Origin of the sequence: Candidatus Odyssella thessalonicensis L13 (genome assembly GCF_000190415.1) — a bacterium.
Classification (GTDB): domain Bacteria; phylum Pseudomonadota; class Alphaproteobacteria; order Paracaedibacterales; family Paracaedibacteraceae; genus Paracaedibacter; species Paracaedibacter thessalonicensis.
Map to the genome: position 1 here is coordinate 277,584 of NZ_AEWF01000001.1, position 18,382 is coordinate 295,965.

At 40.1% G+C, this 18,382-nt stretch carries 17 protein-coding genes, 2 tRNA genes and 2 pseudogenes; 10 read left to right on the plus strand and 11 right to left on the minus strand.

Annotation, left to right across the window (positions count from 1 at the left end; translation table 11 throughout):
• Positions 1–3: 3 nt before the first annotated feature.
• Complete coding sequence (locus HMO_RS0101335) at positions 4–1,416, minus strand: UDP-N-acetylmuramoyl-tripeptide--D-alanyl-D-alanine ligase (protein WP_010297688.1); 1,413 nt, start codon at positions 1,414–1,416, stop codon at positions 4–6.
• A 239-nt stretch (positions 1,417–1,655) separates the two neighbouring features.
• Between HMO_RS0101335 and HMO_RS0101340 the strand changes: the two genes are divergently transcribed.
• The 5 genes and pseudogenes from HMO_RS0101340 to HMO_RS13385 form a co-directional block, all read left to right on the plus strand.
• Positions 1,656–2,252, plus strand: a complete 597-nt coding sequence (locus tag HMO_RS0101340; protein ID WP_010297691.1) for a 50S ribosomal protein L25/general stress protein Ctc — start codon at positions 1,656–1,658, stop codon at positions 2,250–2,252.
• 8 nt (positions 2,253–2,260) lie between these two features.
• The gene (gene pth / locus HMO_RS0101345) at positions 2,261–2,830 is read left to right on the plus strand and encodes an aminoacyl-tRNA hydrolase (protein ID WP_010297693.1); all 570 of its coding nucleotides are present in this window, start codon (positions 2,261–2,263) and stop codon (positions 2,828–2,830) included.
• 330 nt (positions 2,831–3,160) lie between these two features.
• Entirely contained in the window at positions 3,161–3,556 is a 396-nt protein-coding gene (locus HMO_RS0101350) for a hypothetical protein (protein ID WP_139016795.1), read from the plus strand.
• Between the two features lie 326 nt (positions 3,557–3,882).
• Positions 3,883–4,404 carry a hypothetical protein gene (locus HMO_RS0101360; RefSeq protein WP_010297700.1) on the plus strand — a complete coding sequence of 174 codons (522 nt, stop codon included), beginning with the start codon at positions 3,883–3,885 and terminating at the stop codon, positions 4,402–4,404.
• Positions 4,405–4,741: 337 nt separating this feature from the next.
• Positions 4,742–4,984 (plus strand): annotated as a pseudogene (locus HMO_RS13385) (glycine zipper 2TM domain-containing protein); the annotation flags it as partial.
• A 175-nt stretch (positions 4,985–5,159) separates the two neighbouring features.
• Here the strand turns inward: HMO_RS13385 and rpsU are convergent.
• On the minus strand, positions 5,160–5,363 hold the full coding sequence (gene rpsU, locus HMO_RS0101370) for a 30S ribosomal protein S21 (RefSeq protein ID WP_010297706.1): 204 nt from the start codon (positions 5,361–5,363) through the stop codon (positions 5,160–5,162).
• Between the two features lie 247 nt (positions 5,364–5,610).
• Between rpsU and HMO_RS0101375 the strand changes: the two genes are divergently transcribed.
• The gene (locus tag HMO_RS0101375) at positions 5,611–6,369 is read left to right on the plus strand and encodes a hypothetical protein (protein WP_010297709.1); all 759 of its coding nucleotides are present in this window, start codon (positions 5,611–5,613) and stop codon (positions 6,367–6,369) included.
• A 63-nt stretch (positions 6,370–6,432) separates the two neighbouring features.
• Here HMO_RS0101375 and HMO_RS0101380 read toward each other — a convergent pair whose 3' ends face one another.
• Positions 6,433–7,674, minus strand: coding sequence for a DEAD/DEAH box helicase (locus HMO_RS0101380; protein ID WP_010297713.1), 1,242 nt, complete (start codon positions 7,672–7,674; stop codon positions 6,433–6,435).
• A gap of 218 nt (positions 7,675–7,892) precedes the next feature.
• On the opposite strand from HMO_RS0101380, the gene lpxB reads away from it, so the two are divergent.
• The 3 genes from lpxB to HMO_RS0101395 are packed head-to-tail and all read left to right on the plus strand — an operon-like array spanning position 7,893 to position 11,083.
• A complete protein-coding gene (lpxB, locus tag HMO_RS13390; protein WP_010297718.1) occupies positions 7,893–9,041 on the plus strand; it encodes a lipid-A-disaccharide synthase in 1,149 nt (382 codons plus the stop codon).
• A gap of 43 nt (positions 9,042–9,084) precedes the next feature.
• A complete protein-coding gene (gene trhO, locus HMO_RS0101390) occupies positions 9,085–9,987 on the plus strand; it encodes an oxygen-dependent tRNA uridine(34) hydroxylase TrhO (RefSeq protein WP_010297720.1) in 903 nt (300 codons plus the stop codon).
• Complete coding sequence (locus HMO_RS0101395; protein WP_010297723.1) at positions 9,977–11,083, plus strand: glycosyltransferase; 1,107 nt, start codon at positions 9,977–9,979, stop codon at positions 11,081–11,083. The genes trhO and HMO_RS0101395 overlap by 11 nt, the downstream gene beginning before the upstream one ends.
• Before the next feature lie 123 nt (positions 11,084–11,206).
• On the opposite strand, the gene HMO_RS0101400 is transcribed toward HMO_RS0101395, so the two are convergent.
• The 4 genes and pseudogenes from HMO_RS0101400 to HMO_RS0101415 form a co-directional block, all read right to left on the minus strand.
• Complete coding sequence (locus HMO_RS0101400; RefSeq protein WP_010297724.1) at positions 11,207–11,710, minus strand: hypothetical protein; 504 nt, start codon at positions 11,708–11,710, stop codon at positions 11,207–11,209.
• Positions 11,707–13,722: a hypothetical protein gene (locus tag HMO_RS0101405; protein WP_010297728.1), complete on the minus strand. Its 2,016-nt coding sequence runs from the start codon at positions 13,720–13,722 to the stop codon at positions 11,707–11,709. Before HMO_RS0101405 ends, HMO_RS0101400 begins: the two co-directional genes overlap by 4 nt.
• Before the next feature lie 53 nt (positions 13,723–13,775).
• A complete protein-coding gene (locus HMO_RS0101410) occupies positions 13,776–14,738 on the minus strand; it encodes a tetratricopeptide repeat protein (RefSeq protein ID WP_010297733.1) in 963 nt (320 codons plus the stop codon).
• Between the two features lie 639 nt (positions 14,739–15,377).
• Positions 15,378–15,692, minus strand: a pseudogene (locus HMO_RS0101415) (FKBP-type peptidyl-prolyl cis-trans isomerase); the annotation flags it as partial.
• 186 nt (positions 15,693–15,878) lie between these two features.
• On the opposite strand from HMO_RS0101415, the gene HMO_RS13395 reads away from it, so the two are divergent.
• Positions 15,879–16,334 carry an adenylyltransferase/cytidyltransferase family protein gene (locus HMO_RS13395; protein ID WP_010297739.1) on the plus strand — a complete coding sequence of 152 codons (456 nt, stop codon included), beginning with the start codon at positions 15,879–15,881 and terminating at the stop codon, positions 16,332–16,334.
• A gap of 33 nt (positions 16,335–16,367) precedes the next feature.
• Here HMO_RS13395 and HMO_RS0101425 read toward each other — a convergent pair whose 3' ends face one another.
• The 4 genes from HMO_RS0101425 to HMO_RS0101440 form a co-directional block, all read right to left on the minus strand.
• Complete coding sequence (locus HMO_RS0101425) at positions 16,368–16,667, minus strand: NADH dehydrogenase ubiquinone Fe-S protein 4 (protein WP_010297742.1); 300 nt, start codon at positions 16,665–16,667, stop codon at positions 16,368–16,370.
• 28 nt (positions 16,668–16,695) lie between these two features.
• Positions 16,696–16,772: transfer RNA gene (locus HMO_RS0101430), tRNA-Pro, on the minus strand.
• A 400-nt stretch (positions 16,773–17,172) separates the two neighbouring features.
• Positions 17,173–18,243: a ribonuclease D gene (locus HMO_RS0101435; protein WP_010297745.1), complete on the minus strand. Its 1,071-nt coding sequence runs from the start codon at positions 18,241–18,243 to the stop codon at positions 17,173–17,175.
• Between the two features lie 16 nt (positions 18,244–18,259).
• A tRNA-Leu gene (locus HMO_RS0101440) sits at positions 18,260–18,346 on the minus strand.
• Positions 18,347–18,382: the final 36 nt, after the last annotated feature.

The window sequence follows — 18,382 nt, forward strand, 5'->3', positions numbered from 1 at the left end:
AATTTACCCCTCATGTTTGTTAGCTGCTATTAATGCTTCTGCGACTAGGCTTACTTTACTACCCTTTGAACCTTTGACTAAAACGATATCATTCGCTCTTAGCTCATTTATAATAGGCTCAATTAATTCGTGTGCAGTCGCAACAAAATTACCTTTATGGGCCTCTGGTAATGAGTCAAATGCTTGCTTCATTGCCATGCCGCCACAAAAATATACTTTATCTATATTCTTATCAACGCAAGCCTTGGCAACTTGTTGATGGTGGTCGATAGCATAGCTCCCCAACTCTAACATTTCTCCTAGAATTGCAACTTTTCTGCCATCTCCTTGAGGGATAAGGCTATTTAAAGTATTTATGGCTGCAAGAGTGGAATGCAAATTTGCATTATATGAATCATCTACCAGTTTAATAGGCTGACCTTTTAGGTTTACTGAGTAGATCTTGCCGCGCCCTTGAATGGCAGGAACAGTCGCTAACTGCTTTAGGACTTTCTTAATATCCAATTTTAACGCTTTGGCTGTAGCGATTGCAATCAAGGCTGCATGAGCCAAATGGCGACCAATCAATGGATAGTGGAAAAACTGCTTTTCTCGGCCGCCAATTGCAAAGGTAATGGTGGCAGTAAATTCGTCGGTATGATAATCTATGAGACGGATATCGGCTGTTGCGGCCTCCCCCACTGTCACGATCTGATCCGGATAAGATTGGCACGCTTTAGTTTTGAGATAAGGCATAAATTCAGTATCTGCGGGGAGAATGGCCACCCCTTCTGCAGATAACCCATCAAAAATACAGGCTTTTTCTTTAGCAATATTTTCCAATGATCCCATTTGACCAATATGTGCAGGGGCGATCGCTGTTACAATCGCCAGATGTGGCTTAACCATTTCAGAAAGAGGGGTAATCTCACCGGGATTATTCATGCCAATTTCAAAGATGCCAAATTTAGCTTGGCGTGGTAAGCGAGCCAGGCTTAAAGGAACTCCCCAATGATTATTATAGCTGGCAACTGAGGCAGAAACTTCACCGAAAGCAGCTAATGTATGACGCAGGACTTCTTTTGTAGTAGTCTTACCCACACTTCCTGTAATCGCAATAATCTTGGCTTTAGACCGTAAACGGCCATATCTTCCCAGTTCTTGTAATGCTTTGAAAGTGCAATCAGTAATAATCTGAGGGCACGAGCAGCCAGGAATTTGCTGGCTTACCACCACTGCAGCCGCCCCTTTTGCGGCGGCATCCTGAACATATTTATGCCCGTCGTCTTGATTCGTTTGCAAAGCAAAAAATAGATCACCAGGCTGTAGTGTTCGCGAATCTATTGAAATTCCTGTAATTTCAAGCCCCGGTGTCAGCCGACAATTATAAATTTCCTCTATCTCTCTAGACGTCCACAGAACCATAGCCACCTTCATATAAAATTATCTCTTTAAGTATGACATATCACCTAGGCAATACCAAAGGTTTTATATAATCTTTGTGTAAATCTCTATTAAACCTAAAAAATATTTGCAGCTTAGGTTCGGATTAGTGTATCTTGATCTAAAAGTATCAAAGATTCGCTTTGTCCCGAATATTATCAATTGCAATTAATGTTAAAAGATAGTATAAATCGGGCAAGGTTATTGTTTATTCCATAATGGAGACTATGTCAATGAGTTCTGTTGTAACTATCGAAGCTCAACCACGCGAAGCCCTCGGAACCGGCGGAGCACGTGCTACTCGACGCGACGGCCTGGTGCCGGGTGTTGTTTATGGGCACAATAAAGAAAATAAGTTTATTTCAATTGATCCACGTTCAATTGCGAAAGAATTGTATAAGCCTGGTTTTTTTAGCCGTTTATTCGCCCTTTCTGTCAACGGTAACACAGAACACGTTCTCGTAAAGGATGTTCAGCTTCACCCAGTTAGTGATGCTCCCCTCCATATTGATTTTATGCGAGTTTCAAAGGATTCAAAAATCCATGTTAACATTCCAGTGCACGTCATTAATGACGATAAAGCCCCTGGGGTTAAAAAAGGCGGTATGGTTAATATCGTTCACCATACATTAGAAGTTATTTGTCCAGCAGACTCAATTCCCTCTGAAATAGTTGTTGATCTGGCTAAAATTGATGCAGGTCAAGCCGTTCATTTAACCGATATTCAGCTTCCAGCTGGTGTTGTTGCCGCTCATCCAGAGCGCGATAATACGCTTGTATCTATTGTTGCCCCTGCTGGCACAAAATCTGATGAAGGTTCCGCAGAATAAATATAGCTGTGGACTCTGCAACTTATCTACTTGTTGGTTTAGGGAATCCTGGGGCTCAGTATTCTCTAAACAGACACAATATCGGTTTTATGGCGATCGATATTATTGCTGATATGCAGCAATTTCCTAATTTCAAATCAAAGTTTTCAGGGCTTCTCAGTGAAGGTCGGATCGCGGGATCAAAAGTTATCCTTCTAAAACCACAAACCTACATGAATTTGTCTGGTCGATCGGTTGCTGAAACAGCTAAGTTTTACAAAATTCCCCTTGCTAACATCTATGTATTTCATGATGATCTTGATCTGCAGCCGGGCCGATTAAAAATTAAACGCGGTGGCGGTGCCGGTGGGCATAACGGTCTTAAGAGTATTGATCAATGTATGGGGCAAGATTATTGGCGTATCCGCATGGGCATTGGCCATCCTGGCTTTAAAGATGCTGTTAGTGGTTATGTCTTGGGCAATTTTCATAAAGACGACGAAGAATGGCTCAGTAATGTTTTAGCAAGAATTGGGAAAACGATTGAGGATCTTCTTGCTATGTCACCCAGTGACTGGCTTAATAAAATCAACACTTAAGTTTTCTGTTCTTCATCGTGCTACAATAAACATTTAAATGAATTATGTAACTCATTTCCTAATTTAAATCATAACCATCTTAACTATTAATCCGTGATAGTTTTTAGGGCATTAAAGAAATGTACAAATTTAAAAGTGTGCCTTTTATTTATTGCTAAAAATTGCGCAGTTTTCCCGTACTCAAGATTTCTTAAACTGAGAATGATTTTGAGTAATTTATAACACTTATAAAAGAGGGTGATGTTATGGTATTATTTATGGACGTAAAATTAAGACGCTGTATTATCTGCCTGGTCATGGATGGGGTAGTGAGTATTCCTAGCCAAGGTTATGAGCAAGATGATAGGAGGCCTGGAACAGACAGAGGCTTGCCGCAAACAACTATGCCCCCCTCCTCTTTCAAAAGCAGATCAGGAGGAAGTATTAAAACTTGCCCAACATGCTGATGAAGCTAAACAAGCTCTTTTCAATGCCTCTGCAGATTTAGCGGCCTACTCCAAGACAAATCCTTTTTCGTTTGGTACTTACTGTGAACTGGTAAATGTTCAGCACCAAGCGAAAATGCAAGTTTTAGGAATTGAGTATAAAAGAACACTGTTATTAGCGCATAAGACTAACCGTAAGATTTGCGAAGTAGCTGAAATTAAAAGGATTTATCGGAATATAATTGAATCTAAAGTTGCTCCGGTAATAATTCGTGTTGAAGCAGAATCATCAAAAGGTTAGCGCCCCTCAGAATTATCTTAGGAATAAAATCAGAAAGAGTATGGCTGCTTTTTACCAAATGAAAGCAGCCACTTCTAAAAAAACTTCCTCATTCGTAAAGTCAAAGGTTCGTTATGTCTCTTATTGGGAGATGATTAATGGCCCTATTCTTCGAATTCTGTTCCCTTAGAGTAAGGTGAGGTTTCTATTCTAAGCTTTTAATACCCTCGCAAACTGTTAATTCTAGCAAAAAATTAGAAAGCTTTCTCCATTGACCCGCCTTCTCTGCTTCAGTGAAAATCGACGCGTCTACACTAGAATATTTAATGGAAAGGAATAATAGGTTTATGGAACTTTTATTGAAAATTAAACTGGGGGTGGCAGCATTAACTGTGGGGTCAAGCTTTGTGGCGGCTTCCGACCTCGAAGATACTAAAAATCCTGACAATTCCTCCAAAACACCTCAAACAGTAAAACATCTAGAAAGCCCACTGGCTACAATTACAGAGGAAGGGTTAGACTATATTCATACTACCGACCAGGCTTCCTTAGCCGTTATGGGGGCTAACCTAGAATTAAACGCTTACCTTAAAAGTTGCAGTGAATTTTCTATTGTTGTTTATAGTGAACTTATTAACAAATTAAACAAAGCACAGACGGATTTAATAGAAGCTCGGTTTAAATACATAGCGTTCCATCATGGAAAACGTGTTTATAGCGTTCCAGAAGCGCTAAATCTGATTAAAAGCATAGAGAATAATACTGTTAAAGATGTGTTGATTCAGGCTGAGCAAGCTATAGAGCAAATTAATGGTACAGGTAGAGTGGAAGAAGTTGCTATAAAACCAGTGAACTGTCCTCAGCAGTAAAGGGATGTCAGTTAGATCATGAGCGGCTTCATAGGGGGGGAAGGATATGCTGTTAGAGTGTTTCATTTCTTTCCGACTCTCCTTTAGGCCTTTAACTCATCCATTTGTTCATTTCTCTAAAATAAGATTCCCTTCACATTATCTCCCAGCCTACTTCTTTAAGGTTTAAAAGCGGTAGGAAGGTATATCACCCCAAGGATCTTTTATTGTCTTGCTTTTAGATTCTTCCCCTCCTGGTTCCTTGCAAGGTAACGTCTTTTCTTTTTTTAAGTGAGCGCTAATTGTTATTTAACTTTTTTGGCCTATTTTCTCTTATGACTGCTGTAGGGAGGAATATATGTCAAAAATTGCAACAACTTCGCTTCTAGCAATTGTCCTGCTTTCAGGATGTGCTACTAATCAGGGCGGAGGTTTCAACAAGCAACAAGCTGGAACACTTTTAGGCGGAGCGACAGGAGCTTTACTAGGATCTCAGTTTGGTAAGGGCTCTGGCCGTCTTGTAGGCGCAGGAGTTGGAGGCGTTGTTGGAGCGCTTGCTGGCTCAGAGATTGGGAGGTCTATGGATCAAAGTGATCAGCAGCAGGCAGTGCCCCGCAATGCGGACTATTATGCGCCTGCCTATTATGCACCACCGCGTCAGGATTACCGTTATTACGACAATCGTCCTGCACGCCCTTACTATTATTATGAAGATTAAAATTAAACAGGGTACCTTTACGGTTCCCTGTTTGTTAATTCTACTGAAAGCTTAAGAATTAATAGCCTTCGCGTTCCAGGCGCTTACGCATTAATTTGCGGAAACGACGGACAGCTTCAGCCTTTTCGCGTGCTCTTTTGATGGATGGCTTTTCATTGTGACGGCGCATCTTCATCTCACGATAAATACCTTCACGTTGCAGCTTCTTTTTAAGAACCCGCAAAGCTTGATCCACGTTATTATCACGGACTGTAACTTCCACTAAAATCAACCCCTTTCTATTTTAGTTTATGCAATTACTTGCATCTTACAGTATAGGGATGGCTGGCAAATAAATCAAGCCATGTTCTATCTGTAAGAGTATATAAAAAAATTAAAGCTTAATGCTAAGCCAGACAGCTTCAATAACAATAGGCCTTAAAGTTTTTATTTAAAAATATACATTACAGATTCACATTAATTTAATAATAAAACCTTTATTATTCTCTTGTAACAAGAGGAGAATACTCATGAAAATCATAGCATTGGTTACTATTCTGCTGATAAATAACTTATGGGCATTTGATGTGCTGCGGGAAAAGGATATCATTAATAAGCATGTCAGATTTCAGATAGAAAATCTCGCCGAACCCAGCAAAGCACAAGCTGAATTTGTACAAAAACAGAAAGAGATGATTGAGGGAAAAGGCTTAAAATTGTGGGGAATAGGCCTCTTTTCTGGTACAGATCCCTTTGCTTATGGTATTAAGTTAGGAACAGCTAGTAAGTGGTCACATGTTGCCGTAGTCCTGATTGACGAAAACAAGCAACGGTATTGCTATGAATCCAACGGCTCACTTTCGCAACTATTGAAGAAGATTCCTCCCCAAGTGCAGATCCATAAGTGGAAAGATGTGGTAAGCAGGTATCCCGGACAGATTGCTACACGCAAATTCAGATTTAGCGATTCCAGTCGCAATGATGCCCATGCCATTCAGCAGTTTGTGTATAAACGATTGGGGACCCCCTATGAAAAGGATCTGGAAGACTTGGTTTTAGCTGTTTTTAGAGAAAATAAAGAAGAGAAACTTAGTTCCGTTTTCTGTTCGGAAGAAGCGGCCCATATTTTAATGGAGTTCAAATATCTCGCTAATGACCGTCTGGATGCCAATTATATTCCGCGCGATTTTTCTCAGCAAGAATTTATCCCTCTTATCGACTGCAAGTTAGGTAAAGAAAGATTGGTTAAAAAGCATGGCGTTTCCACATGCTGTTTCAGCTTGCAATAAACCCTCGTCTCCTAAGCTGCATTCTATTGTGCAGCTTAGACAAGACTTAACTAGCCACGATAATTAAGCTTTTATCAGTGATCTTTGTGCTAGAAATTTTAAAGGATCAATCAGCATAAATGGTGGAATAATTTTACCAAAACCGACAACTTTCTCGGTAGGCTCCTCTTCTTCCATAATCTCATTCAAATCGATCTGAATTTCCTTAATATCCTGCTTAATTAAACTTTCAATACGTTTAAGCTTTTTAGTTTCACCCTTGGTAACAAACATAATGGCTACGCCATTTTTGCCTGCTCGGCCCGTGCGTCCAATACGATGGACGTAATCTTCTTCATGCACTGGGACATCAAAATTTATCACGAGGGTAATACCCGAAACATCTATACCGCGGGCGGCCACATCAGTGGTGACGAGGATGCGATAATTTCCTTTACGGAAATTTTCTAAGGTTTCATTGCGTGAGCGCTGATCCATATCGCCATGCAGAGCTTGGGCGGAAAAGCCATGCCGTTGCAAAGACTTAGCCAGAATATCCACATCTTTCTTTTTATTACAGAAGATAACTGTTGGCTCTACGGATGGATGACTTCTTAAGACCTTGCGTAAGGCAACCCGTTTTTGCATCTCTTCCACATAGAAAACCGATTGTTCTATGGTTTCAGCAGTTTTAGCAGAACGAGATATTTTGATCTCGCAAGGCAATATTTGATAAGACTGGGAGATCCTCTTAATTTCCGGCGAGATGGTCGCACTAAACATTAATGTTTGGCGTAATCTTGGCAGAAAGGAGAAGATTTTATCTACCTCAGGCATAAAGCCCATGTCCAGCATGCGGTCTGCTTCATCAATAACCACAACTTTAACATTGGTGAGAATCAACTTTCCTCTTTCAAATAAATCAATTAAACGCCCGGGAGTGGCGATTAAAATATCTACACCCTTTTTTAGGATCCGCTCCTGAATTGATATAATTTCACCACCAACAACTGAAATCGCTTTAAGATTTGTTCCAGCAGTATAGCTTAAGAAGTTGTCATAGACTTGGGTGGCCAGCTCACGCGTGGGAGCTAAGATCACCGCAGAAGGCAGACGATGTCGTGATCGTGAATGCTTTATAATTTCGATGGTCGGTAAAAGAAAAGCAGCTGTTTTTCCTGTTCCCGTCTGGGCGCAGGCTAAAATATCTTTACCTTGTAGTGCTAAGGGAATAGCCGTATTTTGGATTGGGGTAGGACAATCATATCCTAGCTTTGCTACAGTTTCAGCTAACTCAGATGTTAGCCCGATTTCAGAAAAACTCATACAGTAAACTCATTAAAATAATCGCTAATGCAAGAACCTTTGTTAAAGTTACATTTTGGCGTCATCAAATACTTTGTTATTTCTTGACGATTATCAAGCAAATATCAAAAAGATGAAAGAGAAAAATGCAAACAAATAGATATAAATGCAGACAAAGGCTTTTTATAAAATGAAAATACCGTTATGATGGCAAGAAAACAAAGAAATTCGGGTGCATTGTGAAAATCTTCATTTCAGCGGCTGAACCATCGGGCGATATTATCGCAGGAGAAGTGATGGACTATCTTCCCTCCAACACTGTTTATTTAGGGATTGGTGGGGTGGAGATGCAAAAAAGAGGCCTTAAAAGTCTTTTTCCCATGGAAGAACTTAGTGTTATGGGATTCTTAGAGGTTGTGCCGCGTTATTTGAATATTAGAAAGCGTCTTTTTGAGACCGTAGACAAAATTCTGAAAGAAAATCCTTCTGTGGTGCTAACAGTGGATGCTTATAGTTTTCATGTGCGTCTAGCAGAGCAGTTGCGGCAACGCGGCTTTAAAGGACGGCTCTGCCATTATGTTTCTCCATCAGTATGGGCATGGAAAAAGGGTCGGGCTAAAGAATTAGCTTGTTTTTATGATGAGGTTTATTGCATTTTTCCTTTCGAGCCAGCCTACTTTGAACCTTATAATATAAGGGCAGAGTTTGTCGGTCATCCTGCAGCTTTTCGTCTGCCTGCTCCCGATCCTAGTTTTCGTCACCGTTATCGCTTAAATGATGCGCCAATCTTAATGATATTACCCGGCAGCCGCCTTCAGGAAATTGATAAACTGTATGAGGTTTTTATCAAAGCATCTGAAATCGCCCGTCAGACCTACCCTGACTTACAAATTGTGGTGCCGACGCTTCCTCATCTCGTTACTACCATTGAGGCGATCAATCAACGACTTAATGCTCATGTGACTCTTATTACAGATTGCCAAGATCGATTTGCTTGTTTCAGCCAAGCCAGAGTAGCGTTAGCAGCCAGCGGAACGGTGGCTTTAGAGTTAGCCCTTAATAAAATCCCCTGCGTTATTGGATATAAAACTTCAGCGGTCACCTATTTCTTAGCTAAGTGTTTTGCAAAAGTTAAATATATCACCGTTCTTAATATTATGGCCAACAAGGAGCTAATTCCTGAATTTCTTCAAGATCTCTGCACTCCCGAAAATTTAGCTCAGTCTCTTGAGATTTGCTTACAACAGACGGATCTTACTTCCCAAAGTAAAGAGGTGGAACTGCAGACTGCCCTTCTTAAGAAGGCAACAGGTCTAAAGCCTCAAGAAATTGTGGCAAATCGTCTGCTAAATGCAAGAATTGATGATTGCAAATCGAAGGATGATTGATTAAATTGTTGATAAGTAAAATTATATAATTAAAGAGACATCGATGCTAACTGTTGCTGCTTTGTACCAATTTGCTGCGTTAACAGATTATAGGGACTTACAAAAGCCCCTGCAGGAGCTTTGTGATCAGCATGGTGTTAAAGGCACACTCTTGCTCGCTGACGAAGGGATTAATGGAACCATTGCTGGTTCTCGTGAGGCAATTGATATAGTAGTGGCATTTATCCGCTCTCATCCTCTTCTTAACAATCTTGAGTATAAAGAATCCTTTGCGGAGACAATGCCTTTCCATCGTATGAAAGTCCGCTTGAAGAAGGAAATTGTAACTCTGGGTGTGCCGGGGGTTAGCCCTACAAAACAGGTGGGAACTTATGTGGATGCTAAAGAGTGGAATGATCTAATTCAAGATCCTGATGTAATTGTTATTGATACCCGCAATGATTATGAATACACCATGGGGTCATTTAAAGGGGCGATGAATCCTAATACCCAGACTTTTACTCAATTTCCTAAGTTTGTGCAGGAAAATTGTGATGTCACGCGTCACAAGAAAGTCGCCATGTTCTGCACAGGAGGGATCCGCTGTGAAAAAGCAAGCTCTTATATGTTAGAACAAGGATTTTCAGAAGTTTATCATCTTAAAGGTGGCATCTTAAAGTATCTCGAGGACATTCCGGAAGAGCAATCTTTATGGGAGGGAGAATGTTTTGTTTTTGATGAAAGAGTTGGCGTAAAACATGGGTTAGCAATTGGAGAATACGACTCCTGTCGCTCTTGCCGATTTCCGGTATCGCCACAAGATAAGCTATCTCCAAAGTATGAAGAAGGTGTTAGCTGTCCCCATTGTTATGATATCATCACCGAAGAAAAGAAGCGAAGAGCTCAGGCACGACATTTTCAAGTTAAATTAGCTCAGGCCAGAGGACAAAAGCATATTGGCCGCTAAACCATTGAAGATTATTTTATTTTGCCGCTCCTTAGGCCGCGGCGGGGCTGAACGGCAAATTATTTATCTGGCTCGCGGACTTCAAAAGGCGGGGCATCAAATTGTTATATTGACCCTGTATCCCCCTACTCCATCCTGGTACGATGTTAGTGGTTTAACTGTTATAAATTTATCTAAGAAATCGCGCTGGGACCTCATTGGTTTTATTTTATCCTATGTTCGTTTTATTAAGTCCTTTAAGGCAGATGTTCTCTACAGCTTTTTAACTGTACAGAATATTATTGCTGCATTGACCTCCCTGTTTACCCCTCTTAAGGTCGTCTGTGGTCTGCGGGTTTCTTTTATGGATTTTACTCAATATAGTGTACTTGATAGAGTTTTGCACAAACTTGAGACGCAGCTATATCGCCTCAATGTCAAGATTATTGCTAATTCGCATGCGGGTCGGGAGCTCTTATTAAAAAACGCCCCTTATACACTTAACAAAGTTGCTGTTATTACGAATGGGCTTGATCTCAAAGAGAATGAATTTTCGGCAAGCAAACGTCAAGAATTTCGATCTGCCCTAGGCTTAAATGATAAGGATATACTTGTTGGGCATGTTGGTCGCTATGATCCTATGAAAGACCATAAAACATTTATTGAAGCAGCAGTCCGCGTTCTGGCTCACTATCCAAATTGTTACTTTCTATGCTGGGGCCATGGGGATCCCACTTATTTGCAAAGCTTAAAAGATTATGCAAAGTCGCAAAGAGTCAATATTATCTGGCATTCTGAGAGGTCCCATCCATGTTATAGTGCCTTTGATATTTATTGCTTAAGCTCAATCGGGGAAGGTTATAGTAATACTTTATGTGAAGCAATGTCTCATGGAATCCCCTGTATTACAACTGATGTCGGTGATTGCCGCCAAATCGTTGAAGATTTTGGCGTGGTCGTTGCTCCTGCGAATGCTGATGCATTAGCTTTGGCTATTCAAGAAATCATTGGCACCTCTCATGATATACCTAATATAAGGCAAGTTGCTTATTGCAAAGAAAAATTCTCATTAGATCGATTGGTTAATAGAACATTGCTGGAATTAACCAAAATATAACATTTGCTAACTTTATGCTTAAGAAGATGAAGAAGCTAAAGCGTAAGGTAAAGAATCTGTTTACCTTTAAATGAGCCTGACAGAGAAGAACTTTAAACTGCCAATAAAACGGTCTAGATATTCTTACTTACTGGATTTACTTCTAAGATTCTCAATTGCTGAGGAGGACGCAACCGCATCTCCCCATGTCTCTTTTAGTTCATCATATCGACGGACTAACTTTTGCAAGGTTGAGCGGTCACGCGATTTATAGAAGACGGTGGTTATGACCGGCACAGTAAAAAAGATTACCCAACCAATTGCAGCAGCACACAGAATAATTAAAAGATTAATTTCATTATGGATAAGAGTGTAAGCAGCCTTCATGCTAAATTTGCTGCTATAGAGTTCATGAACAGAAGGAGCCAATCCCGCTATATTGCAAACGCCCACACAAAATGCTTGCGCTCTTGTTTCTGTAGGGTCAGAGATGATGGCCCCTAGTGTCGGTAATAATCCAATAAATAGCACTAAAGATAAGCCAGGCAAGAAGATTAGAAAGATTAGGCTAACTATAAGAAAAAAGATTCCCGTTTTAAAGTTAGCTGGCTTCTTGGTGGCTGGGGTCTTATCTGCATCAATACTCATAGCGCTGCCTTTATAAAAATATAGATTCCCGATGCAGCAAATGACAGAGCTGCTGCCATAATCATTGCGTTGTTCTGTCCTATCGTTTCGGAATAATGCTTAGGAGTTGCTGCAGTTTTTAAAATTGTTTGTACAGTTTTATCAATAAAACTGACCTCTAAATTAGCGGCTCTTAAGCCCTGAATATCACTTTCTATGGCTTTATGGTTATCTAGTAATTTAATCAACCCTGACAGATTGCCGCTCTCAATAGCAGTTTGCAATTTCCTCCGTAGCAAGGATTTATATTTTTGATTTTTGAAGCTTTCTACCACCGGTTCAGAAATCTCACCAAACCATTTACACAGTCCTGTTAATTGCTTTATTCGCGTGCGGTTCTGAAGCTCAGCTAGCAACCTTAAAATCCCTCGCACATTTTTTTGTTGTGAGGACGATGACAAATTATTTAATGTTGACTGCTTTAAAGCGGTCTCTTTGCTAAATATGAAAGCGATAATATGCCTATCAACTGGTAATTCTGGCTTATTGGTACGGTGACCAATATCATCAAGAGCGTGGAGTAATTCAGGGACAGAGTATACATTTTGTTGTCTTACAATGGGACTAAGGCAAGGTAAAAATGGTGACATATGGTAGATTGCTCTTTCTACCCCGCCTCCAACCCCTGCATAATTGAGGAATGTTTTAGCGGATAAAAGAGCTTTACCATAATTAAAAGTTGTAGACTCCTCATTATTCAGAAGGTCCTTAGCATTATCCGTATTCATATAATAAGGAAGAATTGATGAAGATAATAATGCTGTAAGAGAATCATAATTGTCATTGCGCAGCACCGTATCACAAAATACCATACCTAACCCATTAAAGGCATAAAACTTGCCTTGCCAAAATAAAGGGCTTCCTGGATATAAGATTTGTAGAACACCCATTAAGCGTTCATTTGCTGTAGAGTCACGGACAAGTAACGCATTAAGGTCATCAAGTTGGTGCATGCGATGATTATCATTTAAGCCATTTTTTAACCACATCGGTAAGACATTCTTGTTCATCAATTCTAAAGCACTGAGAGGAGCATTAACCATTTCAACAAATAAAGTATTGATAGTGTAAACATCCTCTTTACCATTGAAAGATAGAGGGCGACTTGCTCGTCGAGGAGGAGGCGATATTGCGGCTGTAGGACGTCCTGCTGTTAGCCATTGCCCTATTTCTGCTGGGCCCCAACGATGTTCTTTATTATCTTGCAGCAAGCCCCTTAAAAGTTCATAAATGCGTCCACTTTGCTGGGTTTTAGGGGCGTATGCCGCTAATGTGCCTAATTCAATACGCTGTGCCGCAAGCTTAGAAAAATCGATATCAGTCGGAAAGCCTCCGTTTGCAAGATAAGCAACCGTAGCCCCAAGCGCAAATAAATCATTTGTTGGCGCCGCTTCGCCTTTAGCAATAGGTTCCGTCATTGCATATTCGATGGGTTCGAAAAAAGGATGCTGATATAACCCCGGCGGCGAAGCTAAACAGTCACCAAGTTTTATGCGGGGTAATTTATCTCCGGCTGGTAAATACATATTAGTTGGCAATACGCACTGATGCGCCAGTCCATACTGACCTAGCAGCGTTAAACCATCATTAACTGGCTTTACCAGCCTTTCAATAATTTCTTCTTCAGTCCAAGGCGTAAAGTGTTGATGCAGGTCAGAGATAACCCGATTTCCATTAGGGCGTTGATAAATCAGCACCATTGACTTTGAGTCTCGCGTCGAAGATAGATACTCATTGCCATAATGTTGCAAGGTCATAAAGGAAGCTGTCGGAAATGCTTTAGAAAGGGATAAAAATTTATCAAATAATTGGATTCTGGGGGGCGGGAATACTGAGGTTTTTAAACAGACCAAGGAAAGTTCAGGCTGTCTTAAATCTTTACATGCAAAGGCGCGGACAGTCTCCGTCTCGAATTCTTTGAGAGGTTGATCAAGATAAACCTCATAGACATCTGCAATTGTATAGCGTGACATGCTTCCTCGCCTAAAGTACAATTACAGATTATAACAATTACGTTAAATTATTATTAAAATAAGTTCTTTATTATGTTGTTTATGGTTGCTACTTTTGCTGAAAATGGACCTCGATTGCTGCTGTTAATTAGATGAGAATCATGAGCTTGTTGACCTTTTGGACGTCGGTTCTGCTGCGAGGCTGCTTTATGGTAAAAGTATTGTGCTCTATCTTTATTTAACGGCAGTTTCTTACCGTCTCGGTAAGCGTTGGCAATTATAAGATAATCTTTGTTTTTATATGCTTGCACTAAAGAATTTCTCTCTAAATTTCTCGCTATTTGTTCAGCTCTATTATCATTGGTACGATGCATTTCTACAATTTCATAAGCATGCACAGGATCAGGTTGGCCATTGAGAGTCTTATCATTTAATAGTGTTGCTAATTCAGTTGCAGCGAGGGCAAAACCAGTAAGAGCACTTTGTTGCAGTAATAGGAACGCTGCTTGTGGATCTGGCTTTGAATATGTGCCAGCCAGATAATGTTGTGCTAAGGCGCACAAACAGTTATTAAGATTTAGCTCAGCTCCCAGCTTGAAATACTTGTGGGATAAACTTAGATCTTGTCCCGAATAACTAGGATCGCCGTATAACCTTGCTAATGGATAAATTGACCGATTATCTTTTAAGATTAAAGCGTATTTGTAAAGCGATATAGATTTTTCTACTTCCATCTCTTGATGATAAAGAAAGTCAGCAGCGGCAATAATCGCTTGACCATCCTGGGTAATTATTGATAATGCAATCAAGAAATTAAGGGAAGAATTTCTGGTTTCTTGACTGTATAGCGCCGTTACCGCTTTATCACGTAACGCGTCAAGATTAATCGAAGGAACAAAGGGTTTACTGTCGATATAATGCTTAAGCGCTTCTGCTTGTTCCGGCAGCATTTGCTCAAATTTATATTCTAGCATCTCTTGGGCAAGACTAAAGCTGCAGAGATATATCAATAAGCTTAAGTATAAAGGGGATCTCATTTAATACTCCTCTTTCCATTAGTAAGAAATAACATTATAATTTTTGGTGTATTTTTATAATAAAAAAGTTAGCCGTAAATATAAATATTTTTTATTGTAGGAGTATTTTAAGAGGATTTCCGGTAAATTGTATTTAGAGCCCTTTGTTATAGATTATATAGAAGAAAATTGAACTTTTTACGACTAAATGGTTTTCTATTGAGCTGTAAATGCTGTAAGAGAGCAAGGGTAAGTGTTCTCATATGATTTTTAGCAGTTTCTGAATCACACTGAAAGCTAAGCAAGAGAGCTGCTTTAATTAGAAATCAGAACATTAGAATGGACAACAGAGTGGAGTTAATCAAATAACCCCACAATAATACTCTATGTTTTGCTTTTCCAAATGTAAAATTTATGCTTGCTGGTCTATTGAGGCATATTCATGCTAAGCGTATTTTTATTTAGGAGAGCTTAATAGGCTTTAATCTGAATTAAGCCTAACTTTGAAAAGGGGCACTTTGAAAAAAGTAAGCTGACTTGAGGTGCATACAAAGAAGGGTTGCAAGTGGAATTAGTGAGCTGGTTGTACGATAGCAAGCGACATTACTGCCAGTTTTATTCCTTACAAATTAAAACTGGCAATAAAGCACTTCTTATTGATTAACCTTCTACCGAGAGAAGTTCTACATCAAATTCTAATGTTGCATCCGGCGGAATAACAGAACCAGCACCCCGTTTACCATATGCCATTTCGGAAGGGATGACTAATTTGCGCTTGCCGCCTACTTTCATTCCAGAAACTCCTTGATCCCATCCTTTAATGACCTGACCAACACCCAACATGAACTGAAACGGAATGCCGCGATCAACTGAAGAATCAAATTTTACTCCATTTGTTAAGCGGCCTGTATAATGGACGGTTACCAATTGGCCAGATTTTGCTTCTGCACCCTCGCCCACTTTTTCATCGGTTATAACTAAATGAGTAACCATTTTCTTCTCCTTTTCCATAGATATATTTTCGAATTTTGGCGCTTGTCCTTCGACGGCTGCATGCGCCACAGTTAATAACATACATAAAGTTGCAAAGCGCAACGAATCTTCTCCTCTTAAGTTCAAAATGTTATAGTCTTTTTAATGCTTACGAAGATCAGTACAAAAATGCAACCTAAAATTCTTACTTACCCATTCGATAAAACGTTTCCTTTAGAAAATTGCGTCTTAATTGGGGGGTGCTTTGATCTTCTGCATTACGGTCATCTAGATTTTTTAAAGTCCTCTGCTGAATTGGGGCAAGTAATTGTTGCTTTAGAAAGTGACAATGCCATTTCCCAAAATAAAGGGACACCTCCAATTCATACTCAACTTCAAAGGGCAGAAATTCTCGCCGCGCTCACCTGTGTTGCAAAAGTTGTCCTGCTTCCTCCTCTTAGAACCTATGAAGATTACTTATTGCTTGTCCGTGCTATACATCCTAAATTTTTAGCAATTACGCAAGGAGACCCTCAAATCGACAATAAAAGAAAACAGGCTGACGCGGTAGAGGCGCAGTTGGTCGTCGTTAATAAATTAGTTAAGGGGTTATCGAGTAGCCTTATTAGAGCTATCCACTTGTGAAAATTAATGAGCTAATAGGTTATTATAAAGTCTTTATGCTCGAGGCTTATCATGCCTAAAATTATCAGCATAAGAACGTTTTTGAATTTTGCGTGTATGCTGCGACTCAATAATCGCATTCAAACTTAAACTATGGGCAAACTCTTGAGCTGCTTCCAGGGTTTCAAATTTTAATGAGATTTGATGCTCCGTTGAATTGCTGCCAGTCCACCCCATAATAGGATCATAAAACTTAGCATCACAATTATTGTATTCTAAAACCCAGTATCCAGTTTTAGATTTTCCTTGTTGCATCGATGTTTTTGATGGGGAAAATATACGTGCGTATGGCATGGACCCTCTCCTCGCCGTTTAAAGCAAATGGTCGGGAAGAGAGGATTTGAACCTCCGACATCCTGCTCCCAAAGCAGGCGCGCTACCAGGCTGCGCTACTTCCCGACTGATTTGATAGAATATTAATTACACACTTTGAGATCCTATTTCAAGACAATTTTTGAAATAGTAAAGCAATTTTGAAGATTATTCCTCTAACGCGGCTTTATTTAATCCATCCCCCACTCTAATGCAGGGCTGTAATCTTAAGCCGGAACAAGTTTTTAAAGATAACGCATGTAGGGGTTCTGGGATGGTTAAAATCCTTGCCTTTCAGTAATCTTGTGCTGTTATAGTTTTTTGTCTGCTTTGCCAACAATTTTCAGTAATAAGCGCATATCACTTCCGGAAAGCAATTTGTCAGTTTAAGTGACGACACCTTAAGATTTAATGATCTCAAAGCGTGGTTAAGGTTATCCTTGCTCTGCTAAAATACTTTTCTAGAGGTGGGGATCTTTGAGGAAAGTTAAGAAAGGTTTTCTGCAAGACGGCCAAATACTTCATAGCGCCATCCTTTGAGCAAGGGAACCTCTCCATTCCCTCGAACATAGGATTTCAATTCCTCAGTAGTCGCGATCAGTTTAGGAGAAACGTTTAAGTTAGAGGCGACATTGTCTAGCAATGTTCGCAACTGCTCTAATAATTCTTGCTCTTTTATATTGAGAGGCTTGCGTTTTAACCGTGCCGGCCACTCTTCCTCAGTTGCAGCTATTATTTCCTCCCACAGACCATCAAAGTTATTCCTATGGGTAAGAGGTATTTCTTGCATGATGGAAGGATCTAACGATTTGGTTTCAACAATTTTCAGTATTGTTTCATCAGCGCAAACACGTTTCCTATTGTAATTGAGCTCTTGGGCAACTTTTTCTCGCCAGTCGCATATCTTTTTTAGAATATAAAGCTGGCGTGATCGATGGTTGCCGCGCTTTGCCAGCCGTAGCCAATAATCTGTGGTCGGCGCAAGTTTGTGCGCTGCAAAATTGTTAAGCTGTTCTTCCCTAAGCCATTCGTAACGCCCGCAACTTTCAAGGCTTGTAAGTAACTTTTGATGCATTTCAGGAAGGTAAATAACATCATTGGCCGCATAAGTTAATTGAGCAACAGATAGCGGACGCCGGATCCAATTGGTGTTCTGTTTCGATTTATTTAGGTTGACCTTTAATTGCTCCTCTAACATTCTTGCTAAACTAATTTCTTCAGTGGGATATAGGAAATTGTAAGCGAGCTGAGTGTCAAAAATGTTCTCAGGAATCTCGCCAAAAACTTTTAAAAGGATTTCAAGGTCTTGCCGACAGGAATGAAAGATTTTAACAATATCTTTTTGAGCTAAAAGATTGCGAACAGGTTCTAAATTTACCCCTTCCTCTAAAGGGTCAATGAGCACGGTTTCTTGACCATCAGATAGTTGTATTAGTGCGAGCTTGGGCCAATAGCTATTTGTTCGACAGAACTCTGTATCAATGGCCAAAGTTCCTGATTGGCTAAAATAGTCACAATATTGACGAATTTCGTCTGGATTAAGAAGCTTAAAATTCATAAAACCTGAGAGGATGTGGTGCCCTCGGGGAGACTCGAACTCCCACGTATCTACATACAACAGATTTTGAGTCTGCCGCGTCTACCAATTCCGCCACAAGGGCGCACCAATAAGATATATCTAACGGTATAGAGAATTT

Bases quoted from the DNA above. Each gene is read 5' to 3' on its own strand.
- HMO_RS0101425 (WP_010297742.1), bottom strand. From the start codon at position 16,667: ATGCCATACGCACGTATATTTTCCCCATCAAAAACATCGATGCAACAA.
- HMO_RS13395 (WP_010297739.1), top strand. From the start codon at position 15,879: ATGCAACCTAAAATTCTTACTTACCCATTCGATAAAACGTTTCCTTTA.
- HMO_RS0101400 (WP_010297724.1), bottom strand. From the start codon at position 11,710: ATGAGTATTGATGCAGATAAGACCCCAGCCACCAAGAAGCCAGCTAAC.
- HMO_RS0101435 (WP_010297745.1), bottom strand. From the start codon at position 18,243: ATGAATTTTAAGCTTCTTAATCCAGACGAAATTCGTCAATATTGTGAC.
- HMO_RS0101410 (WP_010297733.1), bottom strand. From the start codon at position 14,738: ATGAGATCCCCTTTATACTTAAGCTTATTGATATATCTCTGCAGCTTT.
- HMO_RS0101350 (WP_139016795.1), top strand. From the start codon at position 3,161: ATGAGCAAGATGATAGGAGGCCTGGAACAGACAGAGGCTTGCCGCAAA.
- HMO_RS0101375 (WP_010297709.1), top strand. From the start codon at position 5,611: ATGAAAATCATAGCATTGGTTACTATTCTGCTGATAAATAACTTATGG.
- HMO_RS0101360 (WP_010297700.1), top strand. From the start codon at position 3,883: ATGGAACTTTTATTGAAAATTAAACTGGGGGTGGCAGCATTAACTGTG.
- HMO_RS0101405 (WP_010297728.1), bottom strand. From the start codon at position 13,722: ATGTCACGCTATACAATTGCAGATGTCTATGAGGTTTATCTTGATCAA.
- HMO_RS0101340 (WP_010297691.1), top strand. From the start codon at position 1,656: ATGAGTTCTGTTGTAACTATCGAAGCTCAACCACGCGAAGCCCTCGGA.
- HMO_RS0101335 (WP_010297688.1), bottom strand. From the start codon at position 1,416: ATGAAGGTGGCTATGGTTCTGTGGACGTCTAGAGAGATAGAGGAAATT.
- HMO_RS0101380 (WP_010297713.1), bottom strand. From the start codon at position 7,674: ATGAGTTTTTCTGAAATCGGGCTAACATCTGAGTTAGCTGAAACTGTA.
- trhO (WP_010297720.1), top strand. From the start codon at position 9,085: ATGCTAACTGTTGCTGCTTTGTACCAATTTGCTGCGTTAACAGATTAT.